This is a genomic window from Vibrio sp. A1-1 (assembly GCF_021728175.1).
Taxonomy (GTDB): Bacteria; Pseudomonadota; Gammaproteobacteria; order Enterobacterales; family Vibrionaceae; genus Vibrio; species Vibrio diabolicus.
This window is the reverse complement of record NZ_JAKKCL010000014.1, coordinates 117,647-132,429: the sequence shown is the minus strand read 5'-3', so window position 1 is coordinate 132,429 and position 14,783 is coordinate 117,647. Positions and strand designations below refer to the sequence as shown.

General features: G+C 44.6%; 9 protein-coding genes. 7 read left to right on the top strand and 2 right to left on the bottom strand.

Annotation, left to right across the window (positions count from 1 at the left end; genetic code table 11):
- Nucleotides 1–64 precede the first annotated feature (64 nt).
- Nucleotides 65–3,346, top strand: a complete 3,282-nt coding sequence (locus L3V30_RS18595) for an OmpA family protein (RefSeq protein WP_237309516.1) — start codon at nucleotides 65–67, stop codon at nucleotides 3,344–3,346.
- Nucleotides 3,347–3,427: 81 nt separating this feature from the next.
- Here the strand turns inward: L3V30_RS18595 and L3V30_RS18590 are convergent, their stop codons facing one another.
- Both L3V30_RS18590 and tssH read right to left on the bottom strand, forming a co-directional pair.
- Complete coding sequence (locus L3V30_RS18590; RefSeq protein ID WP_237309515.1) at nucleotides 3,428–5,059, bottom strand: sigma-54-dependent Fis family transcriptional regulator; 1,632 nt, start codon at nucleotides 5,057–5,059, stop codon at nucleotides 3,428–3,430.
- Complete coding sequence (tssH, locus tag L3V30_RS18585) at nucleotides 5,046–7,724, bottom strand: type VI secretion system ATPase TssH (protein ID WP_237309514.1); 2,679 nt, start codon at nucleotides 7,722–7,724, stop codon at nucleotides 5,046–5,048. Before tssH ends, L3V30_RS18590 begins: the two co-directional genes overlap by 14 nt.
- A gap of 456 nt (nucleotides 7,725–8,180) precedes the next feature.
- Between tssH and L3V30_RS18580 the strand changes: the two genes are divergently transcribed.
- From L3V30_RS18580 to L3V30_RS18555, 6 genes are all read left to right on the top strand, one after another.
- Nucleotides 8,181–8,699 (top strand): Hcp family type VI secretion system effector, encoded by a 519-nt coding sequence (locus tag L3V30_RS18580; protein WP_005373415.1) that lies wholly within the window; start codon nucleotides 8,181–8,183, stop codon nucleotides 8,697–8,699.
- Nucleotides 8,700–8,771: 72 nt separating this feature from the next.
- Nucleotides 8,772–10,850 (top strand): type VI secretion system tip protein VgrG, encoded by a 2,079-nt coding sequence (gene tssI / locus L3V30_RS18575; protein ID WP_109169809.1) that lies wholly within the window; start codon nucleotides 8,772–8,774, stop codon nucleotides 10,848–10,850.
- Nucleotides 10,851–10,852: 2 nt separating this feature from the next.
- Nucleotides 10,853–11,335 (top strand): hypothetical protein, encoded by a 483-nt coding sequence (locus L3V30_RS18570; protein ID WP_005392644.1) that lies wholly within the window; start codon nucleotides 10,853–10,855, stop codon nucleotides 11,333–11,335.
- 111 nt (nucleotides 11,336–11,446) lie between these two features.
- Complete coding sequence (locus L3V30_RS18565; protein ID WP_237309513.1) at nucleotides 11,447–12,766, top strand: hypothetical protein; 1,320 nt, start codon at nucleotides 11,447–11,449, stop codon at nucleotides 12,764–12,766.
- Nucleotides 12,747–13,739, top strand: a complete 993-nt coding sequence (locus L3V30_RS18560; protein WP_237309512.1) for a DUF2169 domain-containing protein — start codon at nucleotides 12,747–12,749, stop codon at nucleotides 13,737–13,739. Before L3V30_RS18565 ends, L3V30_RS18560 begins: the two co-directional genes overlap by 20 nt.
- Complete coding sequence (locus tag L3V30_RS18555; RefSeq protein ID WP_237309511.1) at nucleotides 13,732–14,676, top strand: hypothetical protein; 945 nt, start codon at nucleotides 13,732–13,734, stop codon at nucleotides 14,674–14,676. Before L3V30_RS18560 ends, L3V30_RS18555 begins: the two co-directional genes overlap by 8 nt.
- Nucleotides 14,677–14,783: the final 107 nt, after the last annotated feature.

Genomic DNA, 14,783 nt, shown 5'->3' with positions numbered 1-14,783 from the left:
AAGATGAAAACTGCGAAGGTGAGCAGGTGAACATTTATGTGAAAGCCGTGTGAGGGAAAACCTCATGCACGGAATTGAAGAGGGGTTGCTGGATAAGGGTTGTGCCGAAGCCAGTGACCTACTCTACCTTTCTGGTGGTAAAACCGTTGGTTTTAATGGCTTCGGAACGGGATTGACAGCACTTAGTTTGTATAAAAAAGCTAAACAGCTGGTTAATCAAAATAAAAAGGTTGATAAAGCAGAGCAAGGAACAGAAGAAGTTACAAAAGACTACCTTGCTCAAATTCCAGTTTGGAAGACAGCTAACCATATCCAGGAAGAAAAACTAGAACAGGCTTTAAAAGATGCGCGTGATCAATCTGGCAATCAGATTGACGCCATTCTCGTAAATAGCTCTAGAGGCGCAGGAATAAAAATAGAATTTGCCTTTAACTCGCGTGAAAAAGAGTTAGAGGATCATGCATCTATATTTAAACAGCTTGCTGCTTCTCTTGCCAACGTTTTAGAGAATGAGCCAAACCTTAGAGTCGAGATAGAAGGGCATGCTTGCCAAGTTGGTACCGAGAAAGCAAATATGCAGGTCTCGGCAGAGCGCGCAGAATATGCGAAAAAACTGCTCATGAAGGAGTTCCCTGTTTTTGAAGGTCGTGTTTCGGTAGCCGCTTTTGGTGAAAGTAAACCTGTCTATGTTCCCAAACAAGGTGAAAAAGTCGACCGCAACAACCCTAATCTAAGACAAAACCGTCGGGTTGTAATCCGTATTTACCTGCAATCCCTGAACATATTCTTTCATCCCAGTCGCTATGGCTCGCATGCAATGGAACGCTCTAGGCTTGCTCTAGAAGCTGAGATGGTTGCGCAAGATAAAGCAGAAGTCGCACTGCGAATGGCGATTTTTGACAGTGTCGTTGACGTCGCTTCCTATATTCCTGCTATAGCTCCTGCGGCAAGAGGGTTTATGCTTGCCATAGAGGGGTCAAAGACAGCAATATCTGCGGTGAAAGTGATTGATAGTTTAATGTTGGACTCCTTCCTAGAAGAGTTAAAGCAAAGCCATGAGGTTGTCAGTGAGCTTGAGAGGCTAGCAAAAATACATATCGAGTTACTTAACGATTTGCGACGCAGCAAGGTAGATGTAGGTATTGAATGTAGGTCTTATCAGGAACTCATTACTCACCTTGAGAGCGAAGAAGCTCGTAAGGAGGTGTTAAAACGCTACCAACTACGAGCGCTTGCTATTAATGGCTTAGTGTTATTACTTGCTGACCTAGGATCTCAAACCAAACGGAATTCTAATATCTCGTTTAGGTTTTTGGTTGAGCGTTACAAGGTGAAGGAATACATTGAGAATTACATTTTGAGCGATGATTGGTCTGTACATACGATCAAAGGAAACACCTTAGCGGCTAACTGGAAGAACCGTTGTGATAACGAGTACTACATCGAATTATCGACAAAGATGCCACAAGGTGCGCAGCATTGGCCTGCTCCAATAATAACTAATAGCAACGTTTCTCATCTCTCTATAACCGAAAACAGGGATAGCTTTAAAGCGTCAGGTGCATTTAATCAAATCTCCCCGATACAAACTATGTTGTTTGAACATCCAAATGAAACGATGTTTGATAACTTTACCGAGTCATTTAACCCGCAAGGAAGTGAGTTAAAGAAAGATGAAATCGGCTATTGTCGAATACTAGTTCAGTCAGCTCGCTATGCTGAAAGTGATGAACCGGAATGGATGTCATATGATAGTTGGATTCAGCAATCTAGCAACAGTCGCCTAGGTCCATACGAGAAAGTGAAAGTGCAGTTGATACTTAAAAAAGAACACAAGTATGCGAAGCCAGTTACTATTGGCTACGATCGCGTTGACGGGCTCGAAAATATTAAAGGCCCAGCTTTCAGTGACTGGATGCTGCCAATGAAGGTTAGTGACTTCAAAACTGATCCTGATGGGCGAATAAGTGCATTTTACAAGCAACAGGGGATTGATGACGGCGCTACGTTGATTGCTATTGAGCATATTCCCTCATTCCGCTTCGGTGATGTGATGATCGACGGTATGAAACCAATGACCTCTAAAGCAAAGCTAATGTTCTCTGATGCAATGTTCAGTATGGCAGTTTCCGGAGCAGCGATATCGGGTCAGCCAAGCGACTATTTTGCAGAAGCGGATTCCTTTAAGCGCTATGTAAAAGGCGGAGGCTTCCAAAATATGCGTTACTGCTTGGGAATTAGAACAAATCAAGGGCAACATAGTTTTTATTTACCACAAGAGTACAGTCTGGGGCAGAAGTTTGATGATGCTGAAGATGAGTTGCAAATTGGCGCTTTAAGTACAGAAACTAGACTGGTTTTGCTTGATACCTACTTGGGAGAGCAGCAACTGCGTCTACGTGAACAGGACCTTATGGTAGAGAGCTTTACCTTAATGGCAGGTGAGGGAGACAAAAATACCATCCCTATACTTCATGGCATTAAACAGCAATTGGTGGCTATAGACACCAAAGCGTCTGGTTTGAACTTTTTCAGTGAAAGAAAGTGGTACCAATCGGCTGATAATATCTGGCGTGATGGTTTCTCATGGGGAAACAAAAAGAAAGACGATCCTGCCAGTATTTATGTACTGATTTTGGGTGAGAGTCATGAAAAAGCACTTTATGAACGTTTGGGTATGCCGTGGGAAGCGGTGAATATGTGTATTCAACTGGCGCTCGACGGAAATGATGGCAAGCCAGTTAAAGGTCCTCTTTACTTCACCGATATGTATCATATTGGTGAGTTTGCCTATAAAAACGAAGAGTGGATGTTTACTGAATCTATTTCAGAAAACCATCGAGAACAAGTTGATGCCATGAGTGAGTTTATAGGTGAAGCTGTAGGTAGTCTCACTAAAGAGAATGAACTATCTAAGAGCAAAAACTATACGATGTACTGCATGAGGTTTAACTTGGAATATGTTGCACCAACGGGAGTTAGGTTAAAAGGCCTAAGACCGTTTGGTGGTGTAATTGGTGGTAAAGCGAACTTGGAGCTTTCGGTTGCTCATCTAAAACAAGTCGGATTAAATGGAGTTGATGACTATGATATTGGTCGTGATGCTGTAATTTCTATTCCTTCTTTAAATGCGGATAGTGCTTTGGCTGGTAATTTCTTTAGTGATATGCCTTGGTTAATTGAGAAAGAGTCGACAGAGGAAGGCGTAGACAAGTCTGCGTCTGAAACTTGGAAGCAGTATAACGAATCTCAACGCAAGAAATGGCTGAAAGATTGGATTGAGAAACAACCTGCGGTAACTCAAGCACCCAAGCCCTTGGAAAAGTCACTTGATAACCCTTCCTAGATGCAAAAAAAAACCGCCTTCGGGCGGTTTTTCTTTTCTTATGACTTCATACTGAATTTAGAATTTTCTTTTTAAGCCCCATCAACCCGCTGCAGAAATATCGTATTTCTTCATCTTATGGTTGAGAGTGCTCATTGGCAGCGCCAATTGCTCAGCGGCCTTCTTGGTGTGCCAATTGCAGGCATTTAAGCAGTCGATGATCACAGTACGCTCGTATTGGCTAACGACGTCCTTAAGGCTCTTTGAAGCGTCTTCTAAATCCGCTTGTGCCTGCCGCTCGTAAGCAGGTTGGTCTGGGGTAGGTGAGGCTGCTTTCATGTCGATACTTGGCACATCTTCTGGGATTTGTTCGCCAAACTCGATGTGAGTAATGGTTTCAAAATCAGACAGTAGCACCGAGCGCTCGATGATGTTCTTAAGCTCACGCACGTTCCCGGGGTATTGGTAGGCAAGAAGCTGTTTACGTACGTTGGCACTTAACCCTGGCGCTTGCGGCAAACCTAGCGTGTTGGTTGTGTGTTGCACGAAATGTTCGGCAAGGGGAATAATGTCTGACTTGCGTGCTCTCAGTGGTGGTAATGTAATAGGGAACACATTCAAACGATAGAACAAATCGGCACGGAATCCGCCATCTTTGATTTGCTGCATAAGATTACAGTGGGTTGCGGCGATAACGCGAACGTCCACTTCAATCTCTTTGCTAGTGCCGATTGGGCGAACTTTACGCTCTTGCAGTACACGCAGTAACTTCGCTTGTAGTAGCATTGGCATATCGCCAATTTCATCTAGGAAAAGCGTGCCGCCGTTGGCTGCTTCAAACAAACCGACTTTGTCTTTGTCTGCGCCCGTAAATGAGCCTTTCTTATGGCCAAAGAGTTCTGACTCTAATAACTGCTCTGGGATGGCGGCACAGTTCTGTACGATCAAAGGTTGTTCTGAACGATTAGAGTTTTCGTGAATGTATTTCGCGATCACCTCTTTACCAGCGCCCGTTTCACCACGCAACATCACATCGACAGGAAGAGATAGCACCTTATCAAGACGATTCAAGACATTGAGCATTTCTTCGCTCTCTGCAATAGGACCTTGATAGGCTTTCTGGGTACGCTTTTTGAGCTGAGTGTTCTCGCGTACTAAGGCTTGATTGTCGGCATTGAGATTTTTTATTACTTGCCCGTATTGCTCTAACCAAACGGCTTGGCGAATATTACTCGCAGCCATACGACAAAACTCAGTCAAGGCTGCCTCGTTGTCGATGACGTTCAAATCGAGTAAGACTAACAGTCCAATGGTTTTGCTTTCGCTATCAATCAAAGGCCAAGCCAGTAAGTTCTCGCTTTTTAATCCCAGTGTCTGCTCAGTTTGATAGATGCTTTCGCAGTCATAGCCGTTGTACTTATACAACTCGTTAATCAACACCACTTCACCATTACGAATGGCAAAGTTAAATGGGTCGTTCTCACTGGCTGAGTCTAACTGTAATGCTTCCCAAGGGTGGGAAACAATCGTTTTATCGTTATGGTGAGCGGTACTTGGAATCAACGCTTGCCCAGTCTGGTCCAAAACATAAATGATGCCGTGCTTTGCGAGGGTCATTTGTCTCGCCGCGGTCAACACAGCATCCAATGTTTGGGTAAGCTGGCTGCGATCAGCCAAAGACTGACTGATCGCAAGTAGGGCGTTACTAAGTTCGCTATGGTTAGCTGAACGCATAGGTTAGTGTTCCTTGCTCATCGACAGACACTTCGATTTGCGTATGTGAATCATCCTTGTCATGCACTAATAGCTGAGTCGATAGTTGCGGCAGCAACTGACGGTTGATGACCGCGTCGATATTACGCGCGCCTGTTTCAGCAAGGCGACAGTTACCTAGTACGAACTCAACCAAGCTTTCTTCGTAGCTTAGCGACAACTTGTGATGGCTCTGTAGACGTTGAGAAACTTTGTTCAGCTTGTGGTGAATGATTTCTGTCATCGCTTCATCAGACAGCGGAACAAACGGAAGCACAGACATACGCGCCAACAGCGCCGGCTTGAAGTGTTGGTTCAAAGTAGGGCGAATAGCTTCTGCGATGATGTTCGCATCGATGTCTTTTGATTGATGAACCAAAGATTCGATCTCATGCGTTGCAAGGTTACTGGTCATGATGATCAGCGTGTTCTTGAAGTCGATGGTGCGACCTTCGCCGTCGTTCAGCGTGCCTTTGTCGAACACTTGGTAGAACAGGTTCAACACTTCAGGGTCGGCTTTTTCCACTTCATCAAGCAGTACAACAGAATATGGACGTTGACGAACCGCTTCTGTCAGCATGCCGCCTTCACCGTAACCTACGTAACCCGGAGGTGAACCAATTAGGCGAGATACGGTATGCTTCTCTTGGAACTCAGACATGTTGATGGTCGTCATAAAGCGCTCACCACCAAACATTTGATCAGCAATCGCACGAGCCGTTTCGGTTTTACCCACACCACTTGGGCCAACCAGCAGGAATACGCCTGTCGGTGCGTCTGGGTTACCTAAGCCAGCTTTTGCAGTTTGAATGCCTTCAGACAGTGCATCGATCGCGTATTCTTGGCCTTTGATGCTTTGTGTTAGGCTTTCTTTCAGTTTTAGCGTGGTTTCTGCTTCGTCTTGAAGCATCTTACCCATTGGAATACCCGTCCAGTCCGAGATGACGTGGCTGACTTCATCTGGACCCACTTCAAAGTGAACCAGTGGGTTGCCATTGCGGATTGCGTCTAGCTGTTCTTGGCAGGCTGAAATTGCAATGCGAACGGCTTCTTCATCCATTTCTGCATATGGAGAAACGTCTTGCTCTTGTTCTGAATCCTCGTCTGCAGCAAGTTCTTCTTCATTTGCTTCGCCAAAGACCAGTTCATGCAAGCGAGAGCGTAGAGCAATCATCTCTTGGATCTGCTCTTTTTCTTTGTGCCATTGGGCTTCTTGTTCAGCTAGCTCTTCTTTTGTTGTTTCCATTGCCAGTTTTAGGTTTGGAATATTAGCAAGGTTGTGCTTGTCGCCAGTTTGCTGCAGAGCATCACGCTCAAGTGCTTCAAGCTCGCGCTGTTGAGCTGCAAGTTCTTGTTGCAGTGTCTCTACAGAAGCAGGAATGGCATTAAGGCTGATGTTCACTCGTGCACACGCCGTATCTAGTACATCGATCGCTTTGTCTGGCAGTTGACGACCAGAGATGTAACGAGCAGAAAGTGCTGCCGCAGCAGTGATAGCATCGTCACGCACGTAAACGTTATGTGATTTTTCATAAGCAGGGCGCAGACCACGAATGATCAATGCTGCTTGTTCCGGAGATGGTTCGTCGAGTTTCACCAATTGGAAACGACGTGCAAGGGCAGGATCTTTCTCGAAGTACTTCTTGTATTCCGACCATGTTGTCGCAGCGATGGTTTTCACTTCACCACGCGCTAGGGCTGGTTTTAGCAAGTTTGCCGCGTCGCTGCCGCCTGCTTGGTTACCACCGCCAACAAGGGTGTGTGCTTCATCGATGAATAGAATGATTGGAGTTGGTGAGTTTTTCACTTCATCCAATACTGCGTTTAGGCGTTTTTCGAATTCGCCTTTTACGCTTGCACCAGCTTGCAGAAGACCCATGTCCAGGCCGTAAAGCTCAACACCTTTGAGGTTGTCTGGTACGTCACCTTGTACAATCTTAAGTGCCAAGCCTTCTACTACTGCGGTTTTACCAACGCCCGGTTCACCAACAGCAATAGGGTTGTTTTTACGGCGACGAGCAAGAATGTCCACGATTTGGCGGATTTCTTGGTCGCGGCAGAAAACAGGGTCGATTTCGCCTTTGCGTGCTTTACCAGTGAAGTCGGTTGTGAACTTGCTCAGTGCTGAACCATCTTCACGAGCTTGTGTTTTCTCTGAAGTAGCAACTTGCGCCTCAATAGATTGGCTTGTTAGCTCTGCAAAGTTACGCTTAAGGCTGTCAGGGTTTACCGCTTCAAGGATAGAGGCGTAACCATGTTGGCCGTAACGGAGAGGGTTGCTAACAAGAGTAAGGAGTAGGGCGCCAGAGCGGATTTGTGTTTCGGATAGATCTAAAGAAGAAACCAGCCAACTTTCTTGCAACCATTCGATTAATAAAGCAGAAAAAACAGGTTTGCTGCCATTTCCTTTGGCGTTGGTGTCGAGTGTGGATCGAACCGATTGTCTTAATAAGTTCTCAGAACAATCAAAATGACTTAATAAGACGTCAAAATCACTATTTGGCCTTTCTAATAGACTCAGTAAATAATGCTCAATTTGAACTTCGTTTGCTTTTTCAGAGACTGCAAGTGCAGCGGCGTCTTCTAATGCTACTTTTGCAATCGGGTGTAGACGCTGAATTAATGAAGAAAGGTTTATATTTATCATAGCCATTTTATTCTTTAGAGGAAAAGAGGTAGCGGCTATTATACTAAAAGTGATTGCGTTCTTTTTTTATCAAGATATTTTGACTATCGTTTGTTGGTTATTTTTAATGATTATTGTGACATTAATGTTTGTGGTTATTTTAATGGCGTTGTTATTCTAAATTAATTGATAGTAAAAGTGTCGGATTTATTAGTTTTAATGACTTTATTTACACAGTTTTATATGGTTATTTTCACTTTTTAAAGTTAGAACAATTTATTATTATCTTAATCCAACTTTTTGGTTTTTTATCCAATAAATTGTACTCAAGATATTGGTGAATAATGTCTTAATTTGTTTAAGTTATTGTTTTTGTTTGTTTTTTAAAGTTGGCATGGACTTTGATTATACCAAGTAGTCGCGGTGATAAGCGATTTGGTGATTTAAACAAAACAGATTTTAGAAAAGGAAATAGCGATGCCAACTCCAGCATATATGTCTATCCAAGGTGAGACTCAAGGCCATATTACTAAAGATACTTACTCTGCAGATTCAGTAGGTAACACATGGCAAGAAGCTCACGTTGATGAGTTCCTAGTACAAGAACTTGATCACGTGCTAACTGTTCCACGTGATCCACAAAGTGGCCAGCCAACTGGTCAACGTGTACACCGTCCACTTGTTGTAACTAAAGTTCAAGATCGCTCATCTCCACTACTATTCAACGCACTAGTATCTGGCGAAAAACTTCCTGAGTGTGTGATCCGCTTCTACCGTACTTCAGTTCAAGGTAAACAAGAGCACTACTACTCAATCAAATTGATTGATGCGCTACTTGTCGATATCCAAACTCGTATGAACCACTGTCAAGACGCAGCAACAGCTGACCGCGTGACAGAAGAAGTGCTCAAGTTCACTTACCGTGCGATCGAAGTAACTCACGAAAACTGTGGTACTGCGGGTAACGACGACTGGCGTGCTCCACGCGAAGCTTAATTGCTCGTCGCGTAAAGATTCAGGGCCAACGATTGTTGGCCCTAATTCGATTATTTGTATCAGGTAAAAGATATGGTGAATGACGTAGAATTTAAATTTGAAGTGCCTGGATGTGGGCATGAATTTCGGGTTGAGAGCTTTCATGTTCATGAAGAGTTATCTAAGCCTTTCCACATCAATCTCTCATTACTTTCACTTGATCCAGATATCTCGTTCGATGAGTTAATACGTAAAGCAGGAACATTGACACTTTACGGACAAGGTGTTGGGGCTGCGCGTGTGTTCAACGGCGTGGTGAATGAAGTTCGTTACTTAGGGACTGGACGTCGTTTTTCTCGTTATCAATTAGTCTTGGTTCCTCAAGCTTGGTTCTTATCTCAGCGCCAAGATTGTCGTATTTTCCAGCAAAAGTCAGCGCAAGACATCATCACAGAAGTACTCGATGATGGAGCAGTCACCGATTACCGATTTGAAGTGTCGGGTACTTATCCTCCAAAAGAATACGTTCTGCAATACCGTGAGTCTGACTTGCACTTCGTGCAGCGTATGATGGCTGAACACGGTATGTGGTATTACTTTGACCATAGCGATTCAAATCATACGATGGTCATTGTTGACAGTAATGACGCGATTGCGCCTTTGATAAGCTCACCACTAAATGCTTCTTACATTGGGCCGATTGTTTATCATGCCGATGGTGGCGGTGTTGCCGATCGCGAACATATCTCTGATCTCGAGTTAGTTAACCGCGTTAGAACGGGACAGGTTACGTACACAGATTACAACTACGAACACCCTAAAATTCCACAAGAGATGACACAGGCTGGTGAGCTAGACCAAGATCTCAAGCAGTTTGATTATCCTGGACGATACGTTGACCCACTGATGGGTCAGGTGAGAACCACGGAATGGATGTCGGAACACATTGTCGATAATCAACAAGTGGAAGCAACCAGTGACGTAATGCGCTTAGCATCTGGTTACAGCTTTAACGTCAGTGACCATCCGCGCTCCGAGATCAACCGCGATTACCTCATGTTGTCTGTAATGCACACAGGGCAAGATCCGCAAGTGCATGAAGATGAAGCGAGTGGTATGCCAACCACTTACTACAACCAGTTCTCATGTATTCCACGTGATGTGGTATTTAAAGCGCCTAAACTAGCGGCACCAGTAGTGGATGGCCCGCAAACGGCGGTTGTTGTAGGACCAGAAGGTGAAGAGATTTACACCGACAAGCTTGGTCGAGTGAAAGTACAGTTCCATTGGGATCGCTATGGCGATAACGATGAACACTCAAGTTGCTGGATCCGCGTAAGTCAATCCATGGCGGCGCCAACTTGGGGCGCTGTGTACTTGCCGCGTATTGGCCATGAAGTCGTAGTGACTTTCCTTGAGGGGGATCCAGATCGTCCGTTAGTTACGGGCGCAGTTTACAACGGTTTGCATTTCCCACCGTACTCTTTGCCAGAAAACAAAACTCGTACCACGTTCCGCACGCAAACGCATAAAGGAACAGGTTACAACGAGTTGAGTTTTGAAGACGAAGCGAACCAAGAAGAAGTCTATATTCACGCTCAAAAAGACATGTCTACCAAGGTGCTCAACAACCGTTACCGTGATATCGGTCAAGATGAATTCTTAAAGGTTGCACGTCACCAAACGAATGAAGTTCATGGTGACCATAAAGAAACCATTCATGGGCATAAAACGACACAAGTAAACAGTACGTTTACCGAGACAGTCGAGCAAGACGTTACCGTCACATACAACGCGAACGAAGCCCAGTATGTGAAAAACAATTCTGACTTAGAAATTGGTGATAACCGTACGACTAAGATCGGTAAAAATGATGATTTAGATATTGGTGAAAACAGTAACCTTACTATCGGTGCATCTAAGAGTTCAGACATTGGTGCGGATGATAACCAGACGGTTGGTGGCAACTTAACGGTATCAGTGAAAGGTAACACCGCTTATAAAGCCGATGGTGCGACGCAAATCATCAGTGGCGACAAGATTGTATTGAAAACGGGTGGTTCCTCTTTAGTGATGAACAGTGATGGTTCAATAAAGTTATCAGGCTCGGCTATTACGATCGAAGGCAGTGACAAAGTCGTCGTGAAAGGTGGCAACGTAGTGGTTAACTAACAATGGAAAAACAACCTCTTACAACAGAAGTAATATCAGAGCAGCAAGCCGAATCAACGGCTTGCTTTTCGCGTTTTGGAATAATAGTGGCTATCAATGAGTCTACGGGCAGTGTGCGAGTTGATTTTGATGGTAACCCATTTAAGCAGCCACTCACTGCGAGACTAGGACGTGGCTTTCGTCGTTCTGAACTGCAAATGGCTATCGATAATCGATTAAGTTGTCGAATTGAGTTTTTGAACGACGACTTAAGCTTGCCTCTTGTGACGGACATTTTTTTCTCCATTCTGGATGACTCTGATGAGTTTGTATTGCGAGCGAAGAAGATGGTGATCGAGACAGAACAAGAGTTGGTAGTCAAAAGTGGTGAGACAGAAACTCGCTATAGCGGGCGCGATGGACGAATTACCACTAAAGCGAAGTACGTCACTTCTCAAGCAGAAAAAGCACAAAAAATTCAAGGCGGAACGATCGCAATTAACTAGTTACATCGCGTTAGCTAATGGTTTTGTGTTAACAAGTCACGCCGAGTTAGCTAATCACTTTGTATTAACTAATTGCAATCGCGTTATGGCACGCTAATAACGGATAACTAGATGCGACAAAGAATCGGTGCCGAGCACCTAAAGGCACCCATAACCAATCAAGAAGTCGAAGGCGCGTTAGCAAAAGCTGAGCGCGCTGTGAATGACCTTTCCCAGTTGCCAGTAACATGGCTGGATTTCTGTAATGAAAAGCTGTCCATTGCTTCTGAAAGTATCGGGTTTTTAATCAGGCAGCGAGTTCAAATTCACAAAAGGGGTTATCCAAGTCGTGAGTTGGAGTATCTCAAACTTATTGAACGCCAAATTGAAGAACTGAAGCAGGTGTACTTGTCGTTTTATCGGTTAGCACCGGGGTTGATTCATCAGTTAAGAGGCCAGGAGCCAGAAATCTACAGCTGGCTGATGCTACAGGGCGAGTTGGGCTCAGAGTTGGATAACCTTTTGTGCGGCTTGAGTTTGCTCGAAGATATTGACGCTAAAACTGCAATGGTCATTGCCGTACAATCTCCGGTTGAGTCTATGGATAGCACGCTTTCGGAGCTTATTGAGGGTAATGCGATATCCAGTGCGTTTTACTTTGAATGCTTACGTGTCCGCCAGACATTAAGTGTTTCTCTCATCAAGCGCTGGCACAAAGCCAGCATCATTAGCTCTCATGTTGCTTTGCCAATACTCGCTTTACAAGACGTGAAAGAGGGGATGGATTGGCTCAATGACAATGCAGGCAGCGAACAATATCTATTTGAACGTTTGATTACCAAACGTGACAGAGGCACTTGGTTCCGTCAGAGCTTTGGCATCGAACCAAATGGATTACCATCAGCGCAAGTGCTCACTTATGCCAAGTTGCTTGAGTTAAAAGAGTTTGAGGCGTTTGATATCTCTTCTTCATTAGCACCTGTTGATTTTGCTCTGAGTGGTGATTGGAAGTTGATGCCCCAAATCATCGAGCACTTGGAAAGTCTGGAGGAAGCTGAGGGTGAAATTTGGCTTCAAGCCTTGTATGTCGTCTACGGAAAACTTCTTCCTCTGACTCCGCAAGATGTTGGTGTCGAGTATGAATGGGAAGAGATCGTCGATCTTCTCAATGAGTGGGTGGAAGATGAAAAATATATCCAAAATCTACCAAGCCGCTTGGGTTACGCATTGAGTTTCGAGTCTACGTTAGCTGCGATGCAAGATGCTAACGTTGATGTGCTGTTCCGCGATTGGCTATGGCGTCAACTCTGTATTCAATCCAGAGCCTACGTGCCTTGGGATATGGCAATGCCGATTCATCAACAAGACTGGAACTTTAACAATTTAAAGGCCGCACCTTCTGCGAGCGAACGATTCAACTTAAGGAATAGCAATGCAGTTATGGGATATTGAGGCGCACCCTGAGCTATCACTTAAAGGTCGTTTTCAACGTGACGAAAACGGCGATGAAGTCTGGGTTGTGGTCGCCAAACGCACATGGCAATTCGATGGTGTTGTTTGGCACGAATTAGGTGAAAGTGAAATCTTCGATGATCCTCAATATTTGGGCGAAGAAGGCTTCTCTGCGATGAAAGTTGACCACGAGTTCGCGTATACCAAAGACAACACAGATGTACTTGTTTACGGCAAAGCACGCAGCTACGCGAAAAAGCCAGTGACATACCAAGAGTGTCGCGTGTTGATTGATGGTCATATCGATAAGACTCTCGCTATTTACGGGGAACGCGTATGGGTTGAGCATGCTGGCAGTATCACGCTGAGTAATCCAATCCCATTTATTGAAAAAGACATTGATTACACTTGCGCGGTAGGCGGTGATTTACGTAACCGAATAGGTGGTGGGGTTGCCGACTCCAACAAAGAATTGCTTGAACAGAAAGTACCCTCGGTTTTTTATCCTCGAGAGGACTGGAGTGCCGCCGCGAAAAAACTACGCGTTGCGGGGTTCGGGCCAGTCCCTCCGTTCTTTGAGTCGCGCCAGAAGCTGGCCGGCACGTTCGATGACGATTGGATTGAGAACCGCAAGCCAATGTTGCCACTCGATTTTGATAAGCGGTTCTTCCAAAGCGCGCCTATTGATCAGCAGTGCAAAGGCTTTCTTCATGGGGGAGAGCGTTTGATGATGAGTGGCTTTTGTCATGATGACACGCTTTCATTCCGCATTCCTAAAGAGAAATATCGAGCAACTGCCGTTTTTAATAACGATAGCTATCAAGTTGATATGGCGATGTACACCTTATTCGTTGATGCTGAAAAGAAAGCCATATCAATTAGTTACACCGCTGCGTTTCCTTGTCAGGGGAAAGAACACTTGCTGGTGTCTACATCTATCGCTAAGTTGGAAGAGGTAAGCGAGCATGCATAATTCTACAGGTCGCTATGTGTTGGGTATGGAAGTGATGACACCAACTGGTATGAACTTAGATATTGCCAGTGCAGTTTCGTATGCTGATTTAGGAAGATTCGACCAATGTGTAGGGGATGATGGTATCGAGCGTTTTACTTACGCCAAAATCGAATACACCAAAGAAATTGAGCAGTTTGAGAAAACGTGTGAGTTAATAACCCGCTTGCTTGATTCATTGTTAGCGCAGTTACCACGTTCATTGAGACCAATACCTTTGCTTATAGCGGTGCCTGCGTCTGTTTCACTAGTAAAGGTGCAAGAATGGCTTGGTGAAAGTCACTATGCTGAGTTTGTCTCTGTGGTGAATGCAGTTCATGCCAGTGGGCCTAGTTTCGTTCTCCAGGCCATGAAATCATTGGATAAATACGATGCCATGATGTGTATCAGTGTCGATTCCTTGGTGAATTCGATGCAAACACTCATCGACGATGCGATGGTAATGAGTACGAATAATCCATGGGGCGTTATTCCGAGCGAGGGTGGGGCAGGTTTAATTCTTTGTCGTAGAAATACCATAGAGACATTGAAACTTAAGCCTCAAGCGCAACTTGGCTATATTGATACGGAATTAAATACTTCAGACCGAAGAGGTATGTTTCGACTTGTTCAACGTGCGAGCAAAAAGCTCGATTCATTTGGTGAAGTGTATTCCGATATGACGAACCTTCGCATGCACACGGAAGATTACGGCTTTGCTCTGGGGGCTAAAGCGGAACGGTTCACGAATCCAGAACAGCCACAGCTTATTAACGAATTGTGGGGCACGTTGGGCAGTTGCTCTTCTCTAGCCTTAATCGCCTTTGCGGTCAGAGATCACCATTTTAGGCAACCAACCACGTTGTTAATGTTTGACTTTCATGGTGACAAGGGGATTCTCCAGTTGCTGCAATGTTAGTAGGCACTCATCGATTAAATGGCAATGAAATTACACTTATATTATTAGGTTTACGTTTGTATCATGAAAAAGCGTATAAGTGATGCAGTGAAAGCGTAAGTAAAAAA

Excerpts from the sequence above, each read along its gene's own strand:
- L3V30_RS18595 (WP_237309516.1), top strand. The coding sequence starts at position 65 with ATGCACGGAATTGAAGAGGGGTTGCTGGATAAGGGTTGTGCCGAAGCC.
- L3V30_RS18590 (WP_237309515.1), bottom strand. The coding sequence starts at position 5,059 with ATGCGTTCAGCTAACCATAGCGAACTTAGTAACGCCCTACTTGCGATC.
- tssH (WP_237309514.1), bottom strand. The coding sequence starts at position 7,724 with ATGATAAATATAAACCTTTCTTCATTAATTCAGCGTCTACACCCGATT.
- L3V30_RS18580 (WP_005373415.1), top strand. The coding sequence starts at position 8,181 with ATGCCAACTCCAGCATATATGTCTATCCAAGGTGAGACTCAAGGCCAT.
- tssI (WP_109169809.1), top strand. The coding sequence starts at position 8,772 with ATGGTGAATGACGTAGAATTTAAATTTGAAGTGCCTGGATGTGGGCAT.
- L3V30_RS18570 (WP_005392644.1), top strand. The coding sequence starts at position 10,853 with ATGGAAAAACAACCTCTTACAACAGAAGTAATATCAGAGCAGCAAGCC.
- L3V30_RS18565 (WP_237309513.1), top strand. The coding sequence starts at position 11,447 with ATGCGACAAAGAATCGGTGCCGAGCACCTAAAGGCACCCATAACCAAT.
- L3V30_RS18560 (WP_237309512.1), top strand. The coding sequence starts at position 12,747 with ATGCAGTTATGGGATATTGAGGCGCACCCTGAGCTATCACTTAAAGGT.
- L3V30_RS18555 (WP_237309511.1), top strand. The coding sequence starts at position 13,732 with ATGCATAATTCTACAGGTCGCTATGTGTTGGGTATGGAAGTGATGACA.